The organism is Candidatus Pelagibacter sp. HIMB1715 (assembly GCF_052047595.1).
Taxonomy (GTDB): Bacteria; Pseudomonadota; Alphaproteobacteria; order Pelagibacterales; family Pelagibacteraceae; genus Pelagibacter.
Genome location: NZ_JBNAJY010000006.1, coordinates 20271 through 42234, shown reverse-complemented (window position 1 = coordinate 42234; position 21964 = coordinate 20271). Strand labels below are relative to the sequence as shown.

The following is a 21964-nucleotide window of genomic DNA, read 5'->3' as shown; positions in this document are numbered from 1 at the left end:
AAGAAATTTGAAACATATGTTTAACAAAAATTAAATAAGAATCTCTTATTTAATTTTAATGTTAACTTTAAAACATTTTTCAAATACTAATTATAGTAAAAAATTTTACATAAATACTGGAAATTTTTTTAAACCTACTTTTATCACTAAATTGGCCGACACTAAAAGTGAGATAAAAGCTGCACAAAAACTAAGGTATAAAGTTTTTTTTGAAGATAGAAAAAAGAAAAAAATAATAAATATTTCAAGTTTCAAAAAAGATACTGATATTTATGATAAATATTGTGACCATATAATCGTTTCTTATAAAAAAAATAAATTTAGTAAAACTAGTATTATCGGTACATACAGATTACTTAAGCAGGAAAATATTGGGAATGTAGGATTTTGTACTAGTGAAGAATATAATTTAGACAATTTAATTAAATCACCAAAATATAACAATTTATTAGAAGTAAGCAGATCATGTATTCACAAAGATCATAGAAATAAAAATGTACTACAATCAATGTGGAAAGAAATTCATAGATACGTAATATCGAATAAAATACAGGGTTTGTTTGGTACAGCTAGTTTCTTGCACACAGATTATAAAAAAATAGAAGATGAGCTAATCTATTTGCAACAAAATTTTTTAATGAATAAAGATGTTGAGGTCACAGCAAATCCAAAAATGTCAATAAATATTGATTACAATAAAAAAGTTAAACCATCTTTAAAATTAATAAAAAATCTTCCGACATTAATTAAAGGATACCTGAAGCTAAATGCCAAAATTGGAAATGGTGCAATCATTGATCCTAAATTTAAAACTATTGATATATTTATTTTTGTAGAATTTAATAAGATTGATACAAAGTATTTAGAAAAATTTTCTTACTAATATTGTGGAAATATTAAAAAAAATTACAAAATATTCTTATATACAAAATCTATACTCCGAAAATTATAATAACTTTAATAACAAAAATTTTTGGGACGAAACTCTTAAAATTTTAAATATTAAATATAATGCTCAAGGAATTCAAAATATACCATCATCAGGACCAACTATCTTAGTTGCAAACCATCCTTTTGGCATATTAGACGGTTTAATACTTTCTTCTATAGTCTCTAATATTAGGAAAGATTACAAAATTCTTATAAATAATGAATTAACAAAAATTGATCATATTACAGAATATTTATACCCTTTAAAATTTAGCACTAATAAAAAAGATGTTATCTTCAATATTAACAGCAAAAATAATTCTATAAATCACATAATGAACGGTGGTTGTTTAATCACATTTCCGTCAGGTGAAGTTGCTACATCTAAATTCATATTTGATAACCCAAAGGAAAGAAAGTGGAAACCATTAATTGGTTCTATTATAAAAAAAAGTAATCCAACAATAATACCTGTAAAATTTTTTGGAAAAAATAGTAAGTTTTTTCAGTTTACAGGATTTATAAATAACAATTTAAGAAGAGCTTTATTTATACGTGAACTCTTAAACAAGAAAAATGAAACTTTCAAAGTTATAATAAATAAACCTATTTATGAACTTAAAACAAAAAATTTAACTAATGAAGAGATTTCCGAAAATTTAAAAAATATTGTTATAGGTATTAATTAGGTGAAATATTATCAAAAAATATCTTAGCAGTTTCTTCCCAGCTGTATTTTTTAGCAAATTCTAGACAATCTTGTCTACTTATCTTTAAAGCTTTCAAAGCAGAAGCTTTTAAATCATTATCCAAAGTATCAATTTTAGTTCCACCTAAAATATCTTTTGGGCCTGGTACAGGGTATGCTGCTACGGGTGTACCACAATTTAAAGATTCTAAAACAACAATACCAAAAGTGTCAGTTTTACTGGGAAATACAAAAACATCTGATGATGCAAAGTGTGAAGCCAATTCTCCATTAGTTCTCTCACCTAAAAAAACATCATTGGGAAATTTCTTTTTCAAATTTTCAAGATCTGGACCTTTGCCTATGACGACTTTGGTACCTTCTAGATCTAAGTCTAAGAATGCTTTAATATTTTTTTCTACCGCTACTCTTCCAACGTAAATCCAAATTGGTCTTTTGTAAGGTAGATCTCTTTTTTGTGGATTTTTAAAAGCACCATGGTTACCTCCTCTTGTCCAAGTTACCATCTTGCTATTATCAATTCCTAAATCGATCAATTCTTTTCGCATCGACTCTGTTGTTACTAAAATTCTCTCTGCTTTATTATGAAAATTACATAAAAATTTTTCTGACCATTTAGCTGGGATGATCGGCATATAAAGCTTCATATACTTATCAAATCTAGTGTGAAAACTTGTAGTAAATTTTAATTTATTTTTTATACAATACCTTCTTGCCATAAAACCTAAAGGACCCTCTGTTGCAATATGAATTGCGTTAGGATTTATTGATTTAATTAAGTTTCCTACTCTTGGCCAAACATTTAAAGACAATCTAATTTCATTATACTTTGGCATTGGTACAGTCATGAACTGTTGCGGCGTTATATATTCAATTTGATGACCTTGAGATTTTAATATTTCACCAGTTTCATGAAGAGTTCTAACTACACCGTTGACTTGCGGATAATAAGCATCAGTTACAATCAAAATTTTCATTAAGATGCTTTTTTAAGTTGATCATCTTCTACTGTATTAGATGATATCATTTCATCTTCATCTACATCTACATAATCTTTTCTAATTTTGTCCCAATAAATTATTTCAAAAGTACCATCATAATTTTCAGCGAGTGCAGTGCAAGACTCAACCCAATCACCACAATTTAAGTAATTTACTCCATCAAAATCCTCATTCGTAGCGTGATGAATATGACCACAAATTATTCCATCAAATTTCTTTTTCTTACCATATTGAGCAATAGTTCTTTCATATTCACCGATATATTTAACTGCATTTTTAACTTTATATTTTAAATACTTAGCCAAAGACCAATAAGTTTTTCCTCTCAATTTTCTAAAGAAATTAATAACTATGTTTAGTCTCAATAGCATTTCATAAGCTATTGAACCTAACTTGGAGAGCCATTTGGCATATCGCATAACACCATCCCAAGCATCGCCATGAACAACTAAATATTTTTTATTTTGTACCGACTGGTGAATTACTCTGTTAATCATTTTGATTTGTCCAAAATGCATTGGAATAAACTTCCTAAATACTTCATCGTGATTACCAATAACATAAAACACTTCTGTTCCATGACGAGCTTTTCTCAATATTTTTTGAATTACGTCGTTGTGTGCTTGCGGCCAATAAAAGTTTTTTTGCAATGCCCACACATCTATAATGTCACCAACACAATACAATTTTTCAGATCTTGTATTCTTAAAAAATTCTAACAATTTCTCCGCTTGGCATCCCTTTGTTCCAAGGTGAACATCTGAAATAAAAATACTTTTATATTGTAAAATGGGTTTCACTATGCAGCTCCAATCTGAGATAATTATTCTCAATTAATACTAGAATCATTAACCTGGTTGTGTCATAGTAATGTTAAAGATTTATTAAAATAAAAATAACAAGATAAAATGAAATTTTGCTTTATTTATAACAAAAAAGCTTCTTCTGGTAGAAAATCCAATTTTATAAAAAAAATTTGCAACAACCTAAAATTGTCGCATCATGTTGATCTCTTTGAAACAGTTACTGAAAAAGAAGCTGAAGATTTATTTAAACAAATCGTAAAGCAAGATTACGATAGATTAGTAGTTGCTGGAGGTGATGGCTCTGTGTGTTTTGCCATAAATCAACTAATCAAAAATAATTTTCAACCAAAAGAAAATTTTGCAATTGGATATGTACCAGCTGGTACAGCAAATATTTTACAAGCAGAACTTGGAATGTCTAAAAATATAAACAAAATTTTACAAACATTAACGTCGGATAACTTAGAAAAAACTAATCTTGTCAAAATTAATGACAATTATTTTATTCTCATGGCTGGCATAGGTTGGGATGCTCAAATTGTTCAATCTATAAATTCTAAAATTAAAAAAATACTAGGAAAAGTAATATTTGGAATTAAAGGATTAGAAAAATTTATTTTTATGAAAAATACTAAGATTAAAGTAAATATTGATAACGATGAATTGTTAGCAGATTGGGTATTATGTTCGAATAGTAAATATTATGCGGGTCACCATAAAATAACAGATACAAATATTTTTGAAGAAAAATTTACAACATATATCTTTAAAGATTTAAGTAGAATGAAACTTTTATACTATATCTTTCTAATTATTTTTAATGGCAATCTTAATAAATCAAATTCGGTAATCACAAAAAATACAAACGAAGTTAAACTTAAAACTATTGATAAAAGCATACCCATACAGATAGATGGAGATAATTTTGGCTCTCTTAAGGATATAGTTATCAAATCTTCTAAAAGAAAATTTAATTTACTAAAAGCAGCCTGAAAATATTATTTACTTCATTTTGAAAGTTTGCAATAATTTATTTAACTTAAATACAATTGGGGGTTGATATGAAGAAAAAACTAAAAAACTTTGCAAAGAAAAAACAAAAAATAAATAAATCAATTCATAAATTAAAAAATAAAATTATTTTAAAAGAAAAAAAACTAGATAAGATCAGTATAAAAGTTGCAAGTGTAGAGAAAAAAATTGCTGAGAAAAAAGCTAAAAAACTAGCTAAAAAAAAAACTAATCAAAATCCAGCATCAGTAAATAATTAAATTTCAATTCGTCTTTCCTCTTCTTAAAATTTAAGAAGAGGAAAGTGATTAACTCACAAAATTTTAAAATTAAGAGGTAAGAATAATTTAGAAACTTATTAAAATTTTGTTCTAAACTTTTAGAATTTAAATATTTCAAAAATATAAACTAATTATTACAAGATTATTACTTTTTCGAAACTCTTCCGTACACATCTTGAAATCTTACAATATCAGTTTCCTTTAATATTGAGCCTACTTGGGCTTCCATAATTTTAACTGGTTTTTGTCCAGAGTTTTGAACTCTATGTATAGCCTCTAGTGGTATAAATATATGTTCACCAGGTTTTTTAATAATTGTCTCTTTGTTTAGAGTTATTTTGGCATTACCTTGCGTGACCAACCAATGCTCAGCTCTATGATGATGCTTTTGTAAACTTAGTATTCCTTTTGGTTTAACATAAAGTTCTTTAATTAAAAATTCTTTGCCTTCAAATAGGTTTGTGTACCTACCCCACGGTCTAAAATAAACATTTTTCTTCTTAATATATTTGTTTTTATTTTTGTCATACATTTTTAAAATTTCTTTCCAACTTCCAAGATCTGACCAAGGTATATCTAATTTAATTGCATTAATTTGCTTTGTTTTTTCAAGGATTGCATAATCAAAAGATTTAGCAGTTGCTTTTATAAATGAGGATTTATTTAAATGATAAGTATTTGATTTATATTTTGCCTTATTAACTGCTGTTACACAATTTCTATATATAGTTCGGTTATATTTTTTAAAGTTATTGATGATTGAATCTTTACGAAGATAAAACATTCCTGAGTTCCAATATCCACTTTTTCGAATGATTTCTTTTGCTTTTGCTTCTTTAGGTTTTTCAATAAATCTAGTTACTTTATTAATGTTACTTTTAATTTTTTTAGTTAAGAAATAACCGTAATCACTTGTTGGTGATTTTGGTTTGATACCAAATACAAAAATATTATTTTCATTAAGATTGGACTTATTTTTATTGATAGCCTTATTAAATATATTTATTTTCTCAATCAAATGATCAGCTGTGAAAAACATTAGTGGCTGATTATCAGGAATATCTTTTATTAAAGCTGTGCTTAAGATAGCTGGAGCCGTATTTCTTTTAGCTGGCTCAACAACAATTTTATATTTATTAATTTTGTTTTTTCTTAAATGTTGCTTAACTTTACTTAGATATTTTTTGTTTGTACTTATAATAGGTGCATCATAAATGGATGCTTTTGTTCTCTCTAGAGTTTTTCCAAGTAAAGTCCAATTGCCAAAATCAATAAACTGTTTCGCTTGATGATTTTTAGAATTAGGCCAAAGACGTGTACCAGCACCACCACATAAAATAACTGGTCTTATTTTCATTAAATCTCTGAATAGTCTTTAACTTCCTTTTTCTTACCTGGATGAGTTGGAGCACCTAAATATGCTGGTCCAACTGTTTGTGCGTATTTCCACAAAGTACCTGATCCAAAGTCAGATTTTTTAGCTTTCCATTTTCTTCTTCTAGAAGCTAATTCTTTTTTAGAAAGCCTTACATTGATTGTTCCTTTTTTAGCATCAATATCAATGATATCTCCGTTCTTTAATAGACCTATAGGACCCCCTAGAGCGGCCTCAGGGCCTACGTGACCCACACAAAAGCCTCTTGTAGCACCAGAGAACCTTCCATCAGTTATAAGGGCTACTTTCTCCCCTTTTCCCTGACCGTAAATTGCTCCAGTTGTAGATAACATTTCTCTCATACCTGGACCTCCAACTGGTCCTTCGTATCTGATAATAATTACATCACCATCATTGTACTTTCTACTTTGAACAGCTTTCATAGCGCTTTCTTCATTATCAAAGCATCTTGCTTTTCCAGTAAATTGTAATTTTTTAAGTCCTGCAACCTTAACAATTGCTCCCTCTGGAGCTAAGTTACCTTTTAATCCAACAACACCTCCTGTTGGAGACAATGGATCTTTGTAAGATCTCATTACTTTTTGTTTAGGATTAAATTTAATATTTTTTAAATTTTCTTTCATAGTTTTACCTGTAACAGTCATACAGTCTCCATGAATATATCCACCTTCGTATAAAGTTTTTAATAACATTGGTACACCACCTGCTAACCACATATCTTTTGCAACATATTTTCCACCAGGTTTTAAATCTGCAAGATAAGGTGTTCGTTTAAATATTTTTGCAACATCCATTAAATCAAATTTAATTCCTGCTTCATTAGCAATAGCAGGTAAATGAAGACCTGCATTTGTAGATCCACCTGTTGCAGCAACAATGGTTGCAGCATTTTCTAAGGCTTTTCTTGTAACAATATCTCTTGGTTTAATTTTTTTCTGTAAAAGGTTCATAACCATTTTACCACTTTCTTTTGAATACTTATCTCTTTCTTCATAAGGAGCAGGAGTTCCTGCAGAATAAGGTAATGCTAAACCAATTGCTTCTGATACACATGCCATTGTGTTAGCAGTAAACTGACCACCACAAGCACCCGCACTTGGACAAGCTACTAATTCTAATTTTCTAAGCTCAGCTGCTGACATTTGACCTGATGAATGTTTACCAACTGCTTCAAATACATCTACTACAGTTACATCTTTTCCTTTGTAAGTACCTGGAAGAATGGATCCTCCGTAAATAAATACACTCGGTACATTAAGTCTAACCATTGACATCATCAATCCTGGTAAAGATTTATCACATCCTGCAATACCAACTAATGCATCATAACAATGTCCTCTAACAGTAAGTTCGGCAGAGTCTGCTATAACCTCTCTTGAAATTAATGAAGATTTCATTCCTTCATGACCCATTGCAATTCCATCAGTAACAGTAATTGTACAAAATTCTCTTGGTGTTCCGCCGTTTGCTCTAACACCTTTTTTAACAGATTGTGCTTGTCTCATTAAAGCAATGTTACAAGGCGCTGCTTCATTCCAAGTTGAAACTACTCCAACAAAGGGTTTTGCTACATCTTTTTCTGTTTCACCCATTGCATAATAAAAAGATCTATGTGGTGCTCTATCTGGTCCTAATGATGTATGTCTACTTGGAAGTTTCTTTTTATTAAATTTTGCCATTATATACCCTTTATTGTTATTGATATTTTCTCAATATCATTCTTTAAATTATTATAATTAGTTTTTTCTTGTTCAACAATCTCTTTTGGTGCACGATCTACAAAACTTTTATTCTCTAATCTTTGAGAAATTTTATTCATTTCCTGTTCTAATCTACTTTGTTTATTTGTTAGGTTTTCTTTAATTAATTTTAAATCTACATCTTTATCAAAATAAATTTTGAATAAATCACCTGAAACAACCATTGTTGCAGCAGGTTTTTCTAAATCATCATCAAGTATGCTGTTTATTCTTCCAAGTTTTTTTAAGATAACTTCATTTTTATTAATAAATTCTTTTTGATTATCATTTATACCTTTAACTGAAACGTCAATAAATGAACCTGGGCTAACATTAAGTTCGTTTTTAAAGGATCTAAGCTCTGAAATAATATTTATGATATTTTCTACCTGCTCAGTACTATTATCTTTGTTCACGTCTCCTGTTACCCAATTTTTATGCATTAAAAAATCGCTACCATTCTTATCAAATTGGTCTTTGAGCCATATTTCTTCTGTTACAAACGGAATAAATGGATGAAGTAATATTAAAATTTGTTTAAATATATAAGATGATACTTTTTTAACCTCTGCTTTTGCATCATTATCATCTGAAAAAAGAATAGTTTTAGATAACTCCAGATACCAATCACAATATGAGTGCCAAGCAAACTGATATGCATTTTTTGCAGCTTCATCAAATCTATAATCCTCAAGATTTTTTTGAATTTTATTCTTTGCTTCTATTAGCTCTGAATATATCCACTTATTTATATTTACGTTTAAATTTGGTAGATCATCAATATCTTTAAAATCACATTCATTTGTTATTAAAAAGTTATTGGCATTCCACAATTTATTTAGAAAATTTCTATAACCTTTAACTCTATCTTCTGACAACTTTACATCTGTCCCAGGTGAAGCCATTGATAGTAAAGTAAATCTCAATGCATCAGCGCTGTATTTTTCAATTAAATCCAAAGGATCAATTACGTTTCCTTTTGATTTGGACATTTTTTGTCCTTTTTCGTCTCTTACTAGTGCGTGAACATATATGTCTTTAAAGGGTTCTTTATCTAAAAATTCTGTTCCAAACATAATCATTCTAGCAACCCAGAAAAAGATAATATCAAAACCAGTTACCAATACTGAAGTTGGATAAAATTTCTTTATATAATCATCATCTTCTGGCCACCCTAAAGTAGCAAAAGGCCATAAACCAGATGAAAACCAAGTATCCAAAACATCAGGATCTCTATTTAGTTCTACTTCTTTTTTGTAAAATTCTTTTGCTTGTGATTTTGCTTCTTCTTCATTTATAGCAACAAAAATTTTATTATCTGGTCCGTACCATGCAGGTATTTGATGTCCCCACCACAATTGTCTCGAAATACACCAAGGTTCAATATTGTTCATCCATTGAAAATAAGTCTTTGACCAATTTTCAGGAAAGAAATTTGTTTTTTTTGAATTAACAACTTCTTTAGCTTTAACAGATAATTTACCAGCATCTGCAAACCATTGTTCTGTAAGAAAAGGTTCAATTATAGAATTAGATCTATCTCCATATGGAACTTTATTTTTAATATTTTCCTCTTTTACAAAAAATTCTTTTTCTTTGAGTTCTTTTAAAATTCTTTTTCTAGCTTCAAATCTATCAAGACCTTTATAGCGTTCGGGTGCGTTTTCATTTATTTTACCTTCTTCAGTAAAAATATTTATTATCTCTAGATTGTTTCTTTGACCGACATCATAATCATTAAAATCATGAGCAGGAGTTATTTTCAATGCTCCTGTGCCTTGTTCAGGATCAGCATAATCATCTTCTATAATTTTTATTTTTCTACCAACGATTGGTATAGTTACTGTTTTGCCAACAAATGATTTGAACCGATCATCTTTTGGATTAACAGCTATAGCGGTGTCACCTAGCATTGTTTCGGGTCTTGTAGTTGCTATAGTTATAAATTCACTAGTTCCATCTATAGTATACTTAATATAGTAAATTTTTGAATTTACTTCTCTTTGATCTACTTCTAAATCTGAAATAGCTGTCTTAAGAACAGTATCCCAGTTTACTAATTTCTTATCCTTGTAAATTAAACCTTTATTATAAAGCTCTACAAAAACTTTGATAACTGATTTGGATAAATTTTCATCCATTGTGAATGCATTTCTTGACCAATCACAAGAGCAACCAAGTTTTTTTAATTGATTGATTATTATGTCACCATATTGCTCTTTCCATTCCCAAACTTTTTCAATAAATTTATCTCTACCTATCTCATTCTTATCTATCTTTTCAGAGGTTAGTTTTTTTTCCACTAAGGCTTGTGTTGCAATACCAGCATGATCAGTTCCTGGTTGCCATAAAGTTTCATAATTATTCATCCGATGATAACGAACTAATAAATCTTGAATAGAATTATTTAATGCGTGCCCCATATGAAGGCTACCAGTTACATTTGGTGGGGGAATTACTATTGAAAATTTTTTAGAATTTTCTTTTGGTTTAAATAATTCGTTTTTTTCCCAATATGAATAAATCTTATTTTCAACTTCAGAATGGATATATTTATCGTTACTCATTGAATTTAAAGTTTATAATTTAATAATCTTATTTAACAATAATCAATTTGGAACGTTATTTAATAGACTAATATAAAAAATTTAATATAAAAAGGCCTAAAGCTATTCGTCTAAAACAAGAAGGCAACGTGGCGGAATGGTTACGCAGAGGATTGCAAATCCTTGTATCCCGGTTCGATTCCGGGCGTTGCCTCCAAAAAAAATCTTGTTTTAGTTTTAAAAAAAAGTAAGTTGTGATTTTTACATTCCTCGGTAGCTCAGTTGGTAGAGCAGTTGACTGTTAATCAATTGGTCGCAGGTTCGAGTCCTGCCCGAGGAGCCAAAAAAAAAATTAATCTAAAATTTTATGAATAAACAATTAACCAAAGGGGTCATATTTTGGTTATGATTAAATTGCTTTAGAAATATTAGATCCTGAAATTTGTAATGTTTTGTTAAATTTTAATTTTTGATCAGCATTAAGTTCTGAATAAACTTTTGCTAAAAAATTATAATTTACATTCATATGTCCTTCTTGAGATTTTTCTAAATTAACTAAATATTCTGAAAAATCTTCAAAGAAATAGTTTATCGGTACTTTTAAATAATTTGAAAGCTGAAGTAATCTAATTGAACTTACTCCGTTCGTTCCTTTTTCATATTTTTGGATTTGTTGAAATGTTACGTTAATTGCTTTTGCTACTTTTGTTTGTGTTAAACCTAAAGCCAATCTTCTTAACTTAAGTTTATTCCCTAAGTGTTTGTTGAAATTATCTTCCATTAAGACCCCTCTTAATTAAATTTTAAAACACTATTGAACAAATTTATTTCAACTACTGCAATAGAAAAATTTATTTATTTTAATAAAAAAACCTTAAAAACTAAAAACCTGTCAAGCAATTGTTAAGATTAGAATATATATAAATTTTACAAGATTTGGCTTAAGAAAAGCTTAGTACGGTCGCTCTTTGGGTTAGCAAAAAACTCTGTTGTATCAGCTTTTTCTACTATCATACCTTCATCCATAAAGATCATTTTATCTGCAACTTCTTTGGCAAAGCCCATTTCATGAGTAACAACTATCATGGTCATACCTTGATTAGCCAAATCAACCATAACATCTAGAACTTCCTTAATCATTTCAGGATCAAGGGCTGATGTTGGTTCATCAAACAACATAATTTTTGGTTCCATACACAGTGCTCTAGCAATAGCTACCCTTTGTTGCTGTCCACCAGATAATTGGCCAGGAAATTTCTGAGCTTGGTCAAGAATTTGAACTCTTTCTAAATGCTTTAGTGCTAATTCTTCAGCTTCTTTTTTAGGCATTTTCTTCACCCAAATAGGAGCAAGTGTGCAATTATCTACAATAGATAAGTGAGGAAATAGATTAAACTGTTGGAACACCATTCCAACTTCAGCTCTAATTTGTTCAATATTTTTTGTATCTTCTGTTAAAGTATTTCCATCAACAATAATATCTCCTTGTTGGTGCTCCTCTAATCTATTTATGCATCTAATTAAAGTTGATTTACCAGAACCAGAAGGTCCACAAACTACAATTTTTTCTTTTGGTTTAACTTCTAAATTTATATCTTTTAGTACTTGAAAATCCCCAAACCATTTATTTACATTTTTAATTTGAATTATACTGTCGGACATAATTACCGTTCTGTTTTGTATTTTTGTTCTAGATTATAGCTATACTTACTCATTGCATAACAAATAATCCAGAAAATTATTGCTGCAAATACGTAGCCTTCCATTGCAAATCCTAACCACTCTGGATTAGTTTTTGCCAAATTTAACATTCCAACTATCTCTAATAAACCAACTACAAATATTAAAGGTGTATCTTTTACTAATGCCAAGAAAGTATTAGCAATACCCGGAATCACTAATTTAAGTGCTTGAGGTAAAATTACAAATATATGCATTTTCCAATATCCCATCCCTAATGATTTAGCAGCTTCGTATTGGCCTCTTGGTAAGGCTTGTAAGCCTCCTCTTATTACTTCTGCAACATATGCAGCTTCAAATAATGAAATTGCAATAATTGCTCTAACTAATTTATCTATGAAAAAATCTTCTGGTAAAAACATTGGAAACATTACAGCTGACATAAATAAAACTGTAATTAATGGTACCCCTCTCCAGAACTCTATAAATCCTACAGATATATATCTAATCAAAGGTAAATCAGATCTTCTTCCTAAGGCAAAAGCCATCCCTATAGGAAAACAGAATATTAAACAGAAGAATGAGATTATAAATGTTAAAGATAATCCACCCCACGCTCCCGTTTCTACCCAATTTAAACCATCAAGTTTACCAAGTTCGATTAGTTCTTCATAAAAAACAAAGTACTTAAGAACTATATAGATTGTTAATGGTACAATTAAAAAATAATAAAATTTAAATCTACTAGGAATAAAAAATCCAAGAATAATTGAAATAACTGCAGCAATTATACCGTAAGAAAAATCAAAAAATACAGGACCACCTGATATAAAAAAGAAAATAAATAAGAATGCGATAAAAGGATAAATAACTACATAGTACAAAGTTAAATACTTTTTAAATTTCTCTGTAGCAAAATAACCAACAGAACCAAGTAATGCTAAAGAAATAAAAGATAAATTTATTCTCCACTGCTCAGCATTTGGATACATTCCATACATAAATCTATTGAACCAAACTTTTATATAAGTCCAACATGCACCTGTTCCTGAACAAACATCTTTACTATCTCCTGTAAAACTAGCATCAACAAAAAACCAACTTAGAATTGGTGGTGTTGCTTTAATGATTACAAAAATAATTAATAATGAAAGAACAGCATTAAAACTATTGGTATTAATATTTTTGTTTAAACTATCTAAAAATTTATAACCGCTATGTTCAATCCTAATAAAATGAAGACCTATAAATCCAATCACTAAAGGTATCACAAAACTTAACAACGTTGGTAGGAAACCTGTAATATTAACATTAAAAAATGAATTCAAAAATACATCTAAAACACTAACAAAAAATAATAGAGAACCTAAATATAAAAAGGTATTCAAATTTTCTTTATCTGGTCTTAAAAAATTAATTTTTGACATTTATTTTTCCTTAATAGCAATTTTTTTATTATACCAATTCATCAGTATAGAAATTGATATACTCAAACTTAAGTAAGTAAGCATAGTAATAGAAACGATCTCAATAGCCTTTCCTGTTTGCATTAATGCAGTACCTGCAAATACTAAAACTAAATCAGGATAAGCAATTGCAGCTGCTAATGATGAATTTTTAGTTAAATTTAAATATTGGTTAGTAGTTGGTGGTATAATAATTCTTAAAGCTTGAGGCATAACCACTAATTTCAAAACTTGATTTGGATTTAAACCGATAGATGCAGCAGCTTCTTTTTGTCCTTTTCCAACACCTTGAATTCCAGCTCTTACACATTCTGCAATAAAAGTTGCTGTATATAATGCTAAAGATAAAGTTAATGCAATTAATTCAGGAGGTAAACTTACACCACCTTCGTAAATAAAAGATGTTGTCGCGAGTTGTTTTAATTTAGGTATCTCAAAAGAAAGGTTTACACCTCCTATTAAAAAACTTAATAAAGGTAATATAAAAATTAATCCTAAAGATATCCATAAAACTGGTAATTGTTTACCTTGAGTTTCTTGAACTTTTATCGCATGGACTCTGATAACAACTATTGCAATTATTGCTGCAACTATTGAATAAAAGAAAACATTAAAGTTTTCCCAAACAAAAGCTGGAACATACAGGCCTTTAATAGTTAAAAAGAAGACACCAAATATTGCGTCAGCATCTTGAGGCAAAGGTAAAGCTCTTAAAGCTGCAAAATACCAAAAAAATATTTGTAAAAGTAATGGAATATTTCTGAAAAATTCTACATAGAAGGCTGCAAATTTGTTAATAAGATAATTTGGTGAAAGTCTAGCAACACCAACAATTACTCCAAGTATTGTTGCAAATATAATTCCAATTACAGAAACTAAAATAGTATTTAATAATCCAACTAAGTAAGCTCTAAAATAAGAATGTGATCCATCGTATTCAATTAAAGAAAATTGAACATCAAATGAAGATTCTTGAGATAAAAAACCATATCCAAAATCAATACCTCTATTTTCCATATTGACTTGGGCGTTATAACTAAAGAAACCAAAAACTAATATGACTGCTAAAACTGTAACTAACTGAGGAACTATTTTTTGTAATTTGAAGTTCATTTAAAAACTTATAAAAAAAAGGGCTAGAAAAATCTAGCCCTTTTTAATTAATTAAATATGCAATTATCTTGCAGGTGGTACGTAAAGAATTCCACCTTTAGTCCATAATTCATTTGGACCTCTGTCTGGTAAAATTCCAGTGTCAGCTATATTTCTCTTATAGCTTTCACCATAGTTACCAACTTGCTTGATAATTCTTAAGCTCCACTCATTGTCTAGACCAAAAGCAGCACCTAATTCACCTTCAGCACCAACTAATCTTTTGACAGCTGGGTTGTCTGAAGTTTTCATAGAATCTGCATTAGCTGAAGTAATTCCATACTCCTCAGCTTCGATCATAGCATTTAAAGACCATCTAACGATATCTTCCCATACTGAGTCACCTTGTCTAACAACTGGTCCTAAAGGCTCTTTAGAAACAGTTTCAGGTAATACAATGTGATCATCTGGGTTAGTCATTTTAGTTCTTTGTGCAGCAAGACCTGATTTATCAGTAGTGTAAGTATCACATCTACCTGCATCATAAGCAGCTACGACTTCGTCAGCTTTTTCGAAAGCAACTGGCTCATAAGAAATTCCTTTAGAGTTAAAGAAGTCTCTCATGTTTAACTCAGTTGTTGTACCAATGTTTGTACAAGCTGAGATACCATCTTTGAATTGGCTTGTTGAAGTAATACCAGAACTTTTTCTAACCATGAAACCTTGACCATCGTAGAAGTTAACTCCAACGAAAGTTAATCCGATATCAGCATCTCTAGAAAGAGTCCAAGTTGTGTTTCTTGATAAGATATCAATCTCACCAGAAGTTAAAGCTGTAAATCTTTCTTTAGCACTTAATGGTGTAAACTTAACTTTGTTTGCATCACCTAGTACTGCAGCAGCTACCGCTCTACATACATCAACATCGATACCAGTCCAATTTCCTGCAGCATCAGCATTAGAAAATCCTGGAAGACCTTGAGATACTCCACATCTTACAAAACCCTTCTTTTGAGTGTTTTTGAGTGTTTTTGATTTTTTAGCAGCCATAGTTTCTGTTGTAAAAGTAAACAACACAGCAACCATTGCTACTAAAGAAGTTAATTGTTTTAAGTATTTAAACATTATTCTTCCTTTTGGTTATTTTTATTTGTTAACAAATAATTCAAAACTTAGTTTTGAATTCGCAGGATTAAAACATTTTAAAAAAACTACTTCAAGAAGAAATTATGGTCAAAATATTAAGCAATGGCGCGCCCTGAAGGATTCGAACCTACGACCCTCGGTTTAGAAAACCGATGCTCTATCCAGCTGAGCTAAGGGCGCAATTATTGAAATACATATATATTACAAATTTAATATTTAAACAGAAATTTTTTAGCTATCAATAATAAAGATAGTAATTCAATTCGACCAATAATCATAAAGAAAATAAGAATATATTTGGCAATAAAATGTAAATTTTGGAAATCAAAATCACTTATTCCATAAGCTGATGAGTTAACAGTATTCATTAATGTTAATACTGCAAGTTTAAATGAATATTCAAAATCAATATTACCCAAAGATAATAAAATTGTTAATGAAAAAAGTGAAATAATAAAAATTACAATTGTAAGAAAATATTTATTTATATCTTGAGTCGCAAAATTAATTTTAGAAAATACCAGCTTGTTCATGAATACATTTTTTGGTCTGCTAAAAGAAAGTATTTGGTTTAAAGAATATTTTGTTAATGAATATATTTTTAAAAATCTTAAACCAGAACTTGTTGAAATAAATGAACCTCCAATTATAACCAAAAGTAAATACAATAATTGAAGATTAGTTTGCTCAACATTCAATGAAATTCCTATATTAGAAATACTACTCACTAAAGATAAAAAACTATAAGAAAAAGTATTATCGTAACTAAAAAATATAAAAAAAATTCCAACAGTTATTACAAAGTACAAAAATAAATGAATATCCTCATGAAAAAAATTTATGCTTTTTCTTAAAAAAATTAAATTATATACAAAGAAGATGCTAAAAAAAGAAACTAGCATTAATAAAGAAAAAATTATTATTTGTGAATTTTGCACAAGTATAGTTGATAGATCGTTTACTGGCAAAAAACCACCTGATGAAATGATGGTCATTGCTATATTTAATGAGTTAAATGATCTAATACCAAATATATTAAGAATTATAAAAATAACTAAAGTTAAGCTTAAATATAAAATAAATATTTTAATTGTCTGTTTTAAAATTTCAGTTGTATTAAATGATAAAAAATTTGTGAGAGATTTTTTTAAATTTTCATCATAAATATCAATCAAAAAAATTATAGAAAATAAAAAGTACAAACCACCTATCCATTGAGTTGATGATCTCCAAATTATTAATCCTTGATCAATATGTTTTATGTTTTCAAAGATTGTAAAACCAGTTGAAGTAAAACCAGAAACTGCTTCAAATAAAGCATTCAAAAAAGTTAAGTTATAAATACTAAAATAAAATGGAATAGATAATACCAATGGCATAATAAAATATCCCAAAAGTACAGTTAGTATTTTTTCAAATATTGTTGGTTTTTTATCTGAGGTATCAATTTTATAAAATAAAAACCCAACTAGAGCAGAAATTACTAAACTAAAGTAATATATATTTAAGTTTAAGTATAAGTTGAAATAATAAGAGTAGATAATATTTAAAAAAGAAAAAACTGATATCAATAGAAAGAAAAAACTTAAATATTTTACCCGAAGTATTGGCATTAAATTAAATTGAGCTAATTCTAAAAATATTTTCAACAACTGAAATTGAGTCTTTTTTTGCTAAAAAAACAACTTTATCATCTTTTTGAAATACAAAGTCTGATCTAGGTATAATTACTTTATCGTCTCTAAGAATAGCGCCAATTCGAATTTCTTCAGGAAGATTAGAATTTTTTAATTCTTTGTTAATTAATTCAGATGTCTCAATTATCTCAGCCTCTATCACCTCATATTCACCATTCATAATTGTGTAAGCTGTTTCTATGGTGCCTTTATGTATATGTTTTAAAATACTAGATACAGTATTCATTCTAGGATCAATCAGATCATCAATTTTAAGTGAATTCTGTAATAATGAATAGTTTGGTTTATTAATTAAAGCCATTGTTCGTTTATCATCAATTTCTTTTTCATCTTTTGCAAATTTTTCGACCAGTACGCTAACCATTAAATTATCTTCATCATCGTTTGTAAGAGCTAAAACAGTTTCTGCCTCCTCTAAATTTGCTTCTGACAAAACTTCTTCATCTAGAGCATCACCATTTATTACTATTGTATTATTTAGTTCACTTGCAAGAAATTCAGCTCTTTCTTTATTTTTCTCAATAATTTTTACCCGAGCTGCATCCAAATTTTCCTCAATATTCTTAGCTAAATTAAAACCTATATTACCTCCGCCGACTATAAGAATTTTTTTAGAAACTTTTTCGGTATGTCCAAATGCTTCCAATGTTTCGGACATTTGGGTTGAGTTTATAATTACATAAATTTTATCATTTATCTTTATTTCATCAGTTTTTTTTGGAATAAAAAATCTTTCTTCTCTTATTACACCAATAACATTTGCTTTGAGATTAGGGTACTTTTTTGTAAGATCACTTAATTTAATATTAATCAAATTACAATTTTCATTAATTAATATTTCTAATAACCTGATTTTATTGTCAGCAAAAGGAACACTATCTAAAGCTCCAGGAGCTTCGAGTTTTCTTTGGATTGATTTTGCAATTTCAATTTCTGGTGAAATAATAACATCTATAGGTAAGTTTTCTTTGTTATAAACAGTTGTAAACTTAGGATTTAAATAATCCTGAGATCTTATTCTGGCAATCTTTTTTGGTATTTTAAAAATAGAAAATGCAATTTGGCATATAACCATATTAATTTCATCATTTCGAGTTACTGCTATAATCATATCAGCCTCTTGCGCATTAGCCTTTTCAAGAATTGATGGATAACTTCCTTTTCCAACAATAGCTTTAACATCAAGTGCGTCATCAATTTTTTGAATATCTTCGCTTGATGGATCTATTACAGTAATAGAATGACCTTGATCACTAAGTTGTTTAGCAATAGTAAAGCCTACTCTACCTGCGCCACAAATGATTATGTTCATTTAATTAAATTCTTTAATTCCTAAGCCTTTTAATTTTCGGTGTAAGGCACTTCTTTCCATACCAACGAAATTAGCTGTTTTTGAAATATTTCCATTAAATTTTTTCAGTTGAATAGTTAAATACTCCTTTTCAAATTTTTCTCTAGCCTCTTTTAATGGCACTGATAGGCTGTTTTCAGCCAATTGCTCATTGAAATTAATATTTTTTAAGGATTCTTTTATTATATTTGAAATTTTTTCCTTTGTGTCAGGTTGTAAAATTGCAATTCGTTCAATTAAATTTCTCAATTCTCTAACATTACCGTGCCAATCATGGTTTAGGATATAAGTATTGTCTTCATCTATTTCTAATTCATTAATATTGTAATTTTCAGATATTTTTTTTGAAAAATATTTAATTAAAAGTGGAATATCTGAAATACGTTGACTCAACGGTTCAACATTTATTTCAAAAACATTTAATCTATGAAAAAGATCTTCTCTAAAATTTCCTATTTCAATTTCTTTCTTTAAATCCTTACTTGAAGAGCAAATTAATCTAACATTTACGCTTACGTCATTTGAACCATTAACTCTTTTAAACTTTTGATCTGTTAGAACTCTCAAAATTTTTGATTGTATATCCAAAGGTATTTCTGAAACTTGGTCTATCAATAAAGTACCTTTGTTAGCTTTTTCTAACGCTCCATAAGATATAGAGCCATTATCTTTTTCTTCTCCAAATAACTCAAGTTCATATTTATTTGAATCTAACAATGCTCCATTCAAAACTACAAAAGGATTTTTATTTCTTTTAGATAATTTATGAATTTTTCTTGCTATCAATTCTTTTCCAGATCCTGAGGGGCCGTTGATAAATACTCTACTTTCTGTAATAGAAATTTTATTGATTTGATCATTTATATTTAAAATATTTTTACTATTTCCAATTAATTCATATGATGAAAATAATTTTGTTTCATATTCTTTATTTTGTTTTTTAAGATTGTAATTCTCAACTGCCCTTCTAACAAAATTTAACAATCTCTCTTGATCAAAAGGCTTTTCAATAAATTCAAAAGCACCTTCATGAAGAGATTTTACTGCCATTTCAATATTTGCATGACCTGAGATTATAATAACAGGCACATCTTTATCTTTTGATTTAATATGTGATAACAATTCTATTCCATCATTATCACCCTTATCTAATTTTACATCTAGAATAGCAACATCTGGAAGTTTTTTATCTATTTCAGATAAAGCTTGATTATAATTAGCAGCAAGTCTGGTTTTATAACCAGCATCTAAAATTAACTCATTAATAATATTCCTAATATCTGCGTTATCATCAACAATTAATATTTCTGAACTCATTTTATTTAATAAAATCTATTTTAATTTTCGCACCTTCGTCTAAAGGTATAAATTCAATTTTTCCATTATGGTCATTTATAATTTTACTTACTATTGAAAGACCCAATCCAGTTCCATTTTTTTTAGTGGTAAAGTATGGATTTAAAATATCTTTAATATTTGCTGCAAATATTCCAAAACCAATACCATTATCTGTTATATTGATTGTTATGTGGTTATTTTCTTCATTAACTTCAATGGTGATTTTTTTTACTAAATTACTATCATTTTCTGCTCTTTGTTGAATACTTTCGATAGAATTTTTAATTAAATTAAAGAAAACCCTTGCGAGTTGTTCTTTATCACTATTTAAAAAAATTTCTTTTTTATTTTTGTTAATGGAAATATTAATCGAATTATCTAATTCATTTAATAATTTGATATCCTCCTGAATAATTTGAATTAAATTATTTTCTTTTAAAATGGGTTTTGGCATACGAGCAAAATCTGAAAATTCATTAACTAAATTTCCTATTTGTTTAATTTGGTTATTTATTATCTTTAAGTTCTCATCAAAATTTTGTTTTTCGTTTTCATTCACTTGATTAGAATATTTTGTTTTCATTCTGTCTATTGTTAATTGAATTGGGGTTAAAGGATTTTTAATTTCATGCGCCAGTTTTCTTGCTAAATTGCTCCAAGCTTCATGTCTTTCATTTATTATTAATTTTTCTTGTTGATTTTTCAATCTATCAATCATTAAATTAAAATTCTTATTCAGAATTTCTAAATCTTTATCGGTTTTCACCTCAGGAACTTTTGTGTCAAATTTTCCTTCACCAATAGAGACTGATGCATTAATCAAATTATTAATGGATCTAAAAAACCTAGAGGAAAATCTTATAGCTATTGATATAGATACAAACAACAATACACTTACAACAATAACATAAATAATTGCAAAAGATATTTTTATTCCCGTACTTTTTTCCTCTACAGTATAATAAAAATTTATTGCTTCTTCAGATTCTGTCAGATATTTCGAAATATCTTTATCTAGATATTTAATTACATACAAAAATCTATTATCAAAACTTTGTAATCTCATAATCGCAGCAGATATATTATCTGGTGCATTAATAATTTTTAAAGGTCTATCATCATCTAGCACAAGTGCTAACGCTCTATCAACAGGAGGTATGTATGGCTGATTATCATTAAGAGTAGTGAATAATAATTTTTTATCAATGTTGATTATATGTATTTCATCAACACCTCTAATTAATTTCTGAGTGTCTAGAAATCTTTTATATTCTTTAGGATTGTCGTTTAAAAAATTTTTACTTTTATTGGTATCAAAAGCAATTAAAACAATATCTGATTGAATTTTGTTTCTAATTTCTTCGACATAATTTTTAGCAAGCTCGTAAGAATTATTAACTACAGTTGTAACTTTCTTGTCGAAATATTTTTCCAAGGCAAACGAAAAAAGGAACAATGAGAAAATTGATATCAAAACTGAAGGTATTAAAGTAAAAAGAGCAAATACAGTAATATATTTTTTGTTAGATTTTAATCCGTCTTTATCAATATCTGTTTTGATTGCTCTTCTAATTTCAAAAAAAATAAATATAAAAAGTGAAGTTAAAAGTAGTATATTTAATATTAGAAGATATTGTAAATTCTTGTCAGTTAATTTTATAAATCCTTTATCAATAAAAGTTAAAAATGTTAAAAAACCTATCGATAATGTGATAATAAATAATATTATCAAATAGATATTTTTCTTAATAAAATCTGTCATTTGAGTATAAAAT

General features: G+C 28.2%; 18 protein-coding genes and 3 tRNA genes. 6 read left to right on the top strand and 15 right to left on the bottom strand.

The genetic code is table 11. The features are described 5' to 3' along the window. Positions 1–58 precede the first annotated feature (58 nt). The gene (locus ACTTAY_RS03120; RefSeq protein ID WP_440672320.1) at positions 59–883 is read left to right on the top strand and encodes a GNAT family N-acetyltransferase; all 825 of its coding nucleotides are present in this window, start codon (positions 59–61) and stop codon (positions 881–883) included. 4 nt (positions 884–887) lie between these two features. Continuing rightward, complete coding sequence (locus tag ACTTAY_RS03115; protein ID WP_440672319.1) at positions 888–1619, top strand: 1-acyl-sn-glycerol-3-phosphate acyltransferase; 732 nt, start codon at positions 888–890, stop codon at positions 1617–1619. Here the strand turns inward: ACTTAY_RS03115 and ACTTAY_RS03110 are convergent. Both ACTTAY_RS03110 and ACTTAY_RS03105 read right to left on the bottom strand, forming a co-directional pair. Beyond that, on the bottom strand, positions 1612–2616 hold the full coding sequence (locus tag ACTTAY_RS03110) for a glycosyltransferase family 4 protein (RefSeq protein WP_440672318.1): 1005 nt from the start codon (positions 2614–2616) through the stop codon (positions 1612–1614). The two genes, ACTTAY_RS03115 and ACTTAY_RS03110, sit on opposite strands and share 8 nt — an antisense overlap. Beyond that, a complete protein-coding gene (locus ACTTAY_RS03105) occupies positions 2616–3440 on the bottom strand; it encodes a UDP-2,3-diacylglucosamine diphosphatase (RefSeq protein WP_440672317.1) in 825 nt (274 codons plus the stop codon). Before ACTTAY_RS03105 ends, ACTTAY_RS03110 begins: the two co-directional genes overlap by 1 nt. A gap of 108 nt (positions 3441–3548) precedes the next feature. On the opposite strand from ACTTAY_RS03105, the gene ACTTAY_RS03100 reads away from it, so the two are divergent. Both ACTTAY_RS03100 and ACTTAY_RS03095 read left to right on the top strand, forming a co-directional pair. Continuing rightward, positions 3549–4439 (top strand): diacylglycerol/lipid kinase family protein, encoded by an 891-nt coding sequence (locus ACTTAY_RS03100; RefSeq protein ID WP_440672316.1) that lies wholly within the window; start codon positions 3549–3551, stop codon positions 4437–4439. 68 nt (positions 4440–4507) lie between these two features. Further along, positions 4508–4717 (top strand): hypothetical protein, encoded by a 210-nt coding sequence (locus tag ACTTAY_RS03095; protein WP_440672315.1) that lies wholly within the window; start codon positions 4508–4510, stop codon positions 4715–4717. A 166-nt stretch (positions 4718–4883) separates the two neighbouring features. On the opposite strand, the gene ACTTAY_RS03090 is transcribed toward ACTTAY_RS03095, so the two are convergent. Genes ACTTAY_RS03090 through ACTTAY_RS03080 form a run of 3 tightly spaced genes read right to left on the bottom strand, consistent with a single transcriptional unit; the run spans position 4884 to position 10440 of the window. Beyond that, positions 4884–6095 (bottom strand): sugar phosphate nucleotidyltransferase, encoded by a 1212-nt coding sequence (locus ACTTAY_RS03090; protein WP_440672314.1) that lies wholly within the window; start codon positions 6093–6095, stop codon positions 4884–4886. After that, entirely contained in the window at positions 6095–7813 is a 1719-nt protein-coding gene (gene ilvD / locus ACTTAY_RS03085) for a dihydroxy-acid dehydratase (protein WP_440672313.1), read from the bottom strand. The genes ACTTAY_RS03090 and ilvD overlap by 1 nt, the downstream gene beginning before the upstream one ends. Beyond that, a complete protein-coding gene (locus tag ACTTAY_RS03080) occupies positions 7813–10440 on the bottom strand; it encodes a valine--tRNA ligase (protein WP_440672312.1) in 2628 nt (875 codons plus the stop codon). The genes ilvD and ACTTAY_RS03080 overlap by 1 nt, the downstream gene beginning before the upstream one ends. 122 nt (positions 10441–10562) lie before the next feature. Between ACTTAY_RS03080 and ACTTAY_RS03075 the strand changes: the two genes are divergently transcribed. Together ACTTAY_RS03075 and ACTTAY_RS03070 are read left to right on the top strand one after the other, a co-directional pair. After that, positions 10563–10636 (top strand) — tRNA-Cys (locus tag ACTTAY_RS03075). A gap of 50 nt (positions 10637–10686) precedes the next feature. Then, positions 10687–10762: transfer RNA gene (locus tag ACTTAY_RS03070), tRNA-Asn, on the top strand. A gap of 66 nt (positions 10763–10828) precedes the next feature. Here ACTTAY_RS03070 and ACTTAY_RS03065 read toward each other — a convergent pair. The 10 genes from ACTTAY_RS03065 to ACTTAY_RS03020 all read right to left on the bottom strand — a co-directional run bounded on the left by ACTTAY_RS03065 (position 10829) and on the right by ACTTAY_RS03020 (position 21951). Further along, the gene (locus tag ACTTAY_RS03065; RefSeq protein ID WP_440672311.1) at positions 10829–11200 is read right to left on the bottom strand and encodes a helix-turn-helix domain-containing protein; all 372 of its coding nucleotides are present in this window, start codon (positions 11198–11200) and stop codon (positions 10829–10831) included. A 146-nt stretch (positions 11201–11346) separates the two neighbouring features. Further along, positions 11347–12081 carry an amino acid ABC transporter ATP-binding protein gene (locus tag ACTTAY_RS03060; protein WP_440672310.1) on the bottom strand — a complete coding sequence of 245 codons (735 nt, stop codon included), beginning with the start codon at positions 12079–12081 and terminating at the stop codon, positions 11347–11349. 2 nt (positions 12082–12083) lie between these two features. Further along, positions 12084–13526, bottom strand: coding sequence for an amino acid ABC transporter permease (locus tag ACTTAY_RS03055; protein WP_440672308.1), 1443 nt, complete (start codon positions 13524–13526; stop codon positions 12084–12086). Next, the gene (locus tag ACTTAY_RS03050; protein ID WP_440672307.1) at positions 13527–14678 is read right to left on the bottom strand and encodes an amino acid ABC transporter permease; all 1152 of its coding nucleotides are present in this window, start codon (positions 14676–14678) and stop codon (positions 13527–13529) included. A gap of 63 nt (positions 14679–14741) precedes the next feature. After that, entirely contained in the window at positions 14742–15782 is a 1041-nt protein-coding gene (locus ACTTAY_RS03045; RefSeq protein ID WP_075506690.1) for an amino acid ABC transporter substrate-binding protein, read from the bottom strand. Between the two features lie 124 nt (positions 15783–15906). Beyond that, a tRNA-Arg gene (locus tag ACTTAY_RS03040) sits at positions 15907–15983 on the bottom strand. Between the two features lie 29 nt (positions 15984–16012). Next, complete coding sequence (locus tag ACTTAY_RS03035) at positions 16013–17182, bottom strand: potassium transporter TrkG (protein WP_440672306.1); 1170 nt, start codon at positions 17180–17182, stop codon at positions 16013–16015. Between the two features lie 238 nt (positions 17183–17420). After that, positions 17421–18812: a Trk system potassium transporter TrkA gene (trkA, locus tag ACTTAY_RS03030; protein WP_440672305.1), complete on the bottom strand. Its 1392-nt coding sequence runs from the start codon at positions 18810–18812 to the stop codon at positions 17421–17423. Then, positions 18813–20168 (bottom strand): sigma-54-dependent transcriptional regulator, encoded by a 1356-nt coding sequence (locus ACTTAY_RS03025; protein WP_440672304.1) that lies wholly within the window; start codon positions 20166–20168, stop codon positions 18813–18815. It abuts the gene before it with no gap. Position 20169: 1 nt separating this feature from the next. Continuing rightward, positions 20170–21951: an ATP-binding protein gene (locus tag ACTTAY_RS03020; RefSeq protein WP_440672303.1), complete on the bottom strand. Its 1782-nt coding sequence runs from the start codon at positions 21949–21951 to the stop codon at positions 20170–20172. Between the last annotated feature and the right edge of the window lie 13 nt (positions 21952–21964).

Excerpts from the sequence above, each read along its gene's own strand:
- ACTTAY_RS03050 (WP_440672307.1), bottom strand. The coding sequence starts at position 14,678 with ATGAACTTCAAATTACAAAAAATAGTTCCTCAGTTAGTTACAGTTTTA.
- ACTTAY_RS03100 (WP_440672316.1), top strand. The coding sequence starts at position 3,549 with ATGAAATTTTGCTTTATTTATAACAAAAAAGCTTCTTCTGGTAGAAAA.
- ACTTAY_RS03090 (WP_440672314.1), bottom strand. The coding sequence starts at position 6,095 with ATGAAAATAAGACCAGTTATTTTATGTGGTGGTGCTGGTACACGTCTT.
- ACTTAY_RS03080 (WP_440672312.1), bottom strand. The coding sequence starts at position 10,440 with ATGAGTAACGATAAATATATCCATTCTGAAGTTGAAAATAAGATTTAT.
- ACTTAY_RS03055 (WP_440672308.1), bottom strand. The coding sequence starts at position 13,526 with ATGTCAAAAATTAATTTTTTAAGACCAGATAAAGAAAATTTGAATACC.
- ACTTAY_RS03120 (WP_440672320.1), top strand. The coding sequence starts at position 59 with ATGTTAACTTTAAAACATTTTTCAAATACTAATTATAGTAAAAAATTT.
- ilvD (WP_440672313.1), bottom strand. The coding sequence starts at position 7,813 with ATGGCAAAATTTAATAAAAAGAAACTTCCAAGTAGACATACATCATTA.
- ACTTAY_RS03110 (WP_440672318.1), bottom strand. The coding sequence starts at position 2,616 with ATGAAAATTTTGATTGTAACTGATGCTTATTATCCGCAAGTCAACGGT.
- ACTTAY_RS03020 (WP_440672303.1), bottom strand. The coding sequence starts at position 21,951 with ATGACAGATTTTATTAAGAAAAATATCTATTTGATAATATTATTTATT.
- ACTTAY_RS03095 (WP_440672315.1), top strand. The coding sequence starts at position 4,508 with ATGAAGAAAAAACTAAAAAACTTTGCAAAGAAAAAACAAAAAATAAAT.
- ACTTAY_RS03065 (WP_440672311.1), bottom strand. The coding sequence starts at position 11,200 with ATGGAAGATAATTTCAACAAACACTTAGGGAATAAACTTAAGTTAAGA.
- ACTTAY_RS03035 (WP_440672306.1), bottom strand. The coding sequence starts at position 17,182 with ATGCCATTGGTATTATCTATTCCATTTTATTTTAGTATTTATAACTTA.
- ACTTAY_RS03060 (WP_440672310.1), bottom strand. The coding sequence starts at position 12,081 with ATGTCCGACAGTATAATTCAAATTAAAAATGTAAATAAATGGTTTGGG.
- ACTTAY_RS03025 (WP_440672304.1), bottom strand. The coding sequence starts at position 20,168 with ATGAGTTCAGAAATATTAATTGTTGATGATAACGCAGATATTAGGAAT.
- ACTTAY_RS03045 (WP_075506690.1), bottom strand. The coding sequence starts at position 15,782 with ATGTTTAAATACTTAAAACAATTAACTTCTTTAGTAGCAATGGTTGCT.
- trkA (WP_440672305.1), bottom strand. The coding sequence starts at position 18,812 with ATGAACATAATCATTTGTGGCGCAGGTAGAGTAGGCTTTACTATTGCT.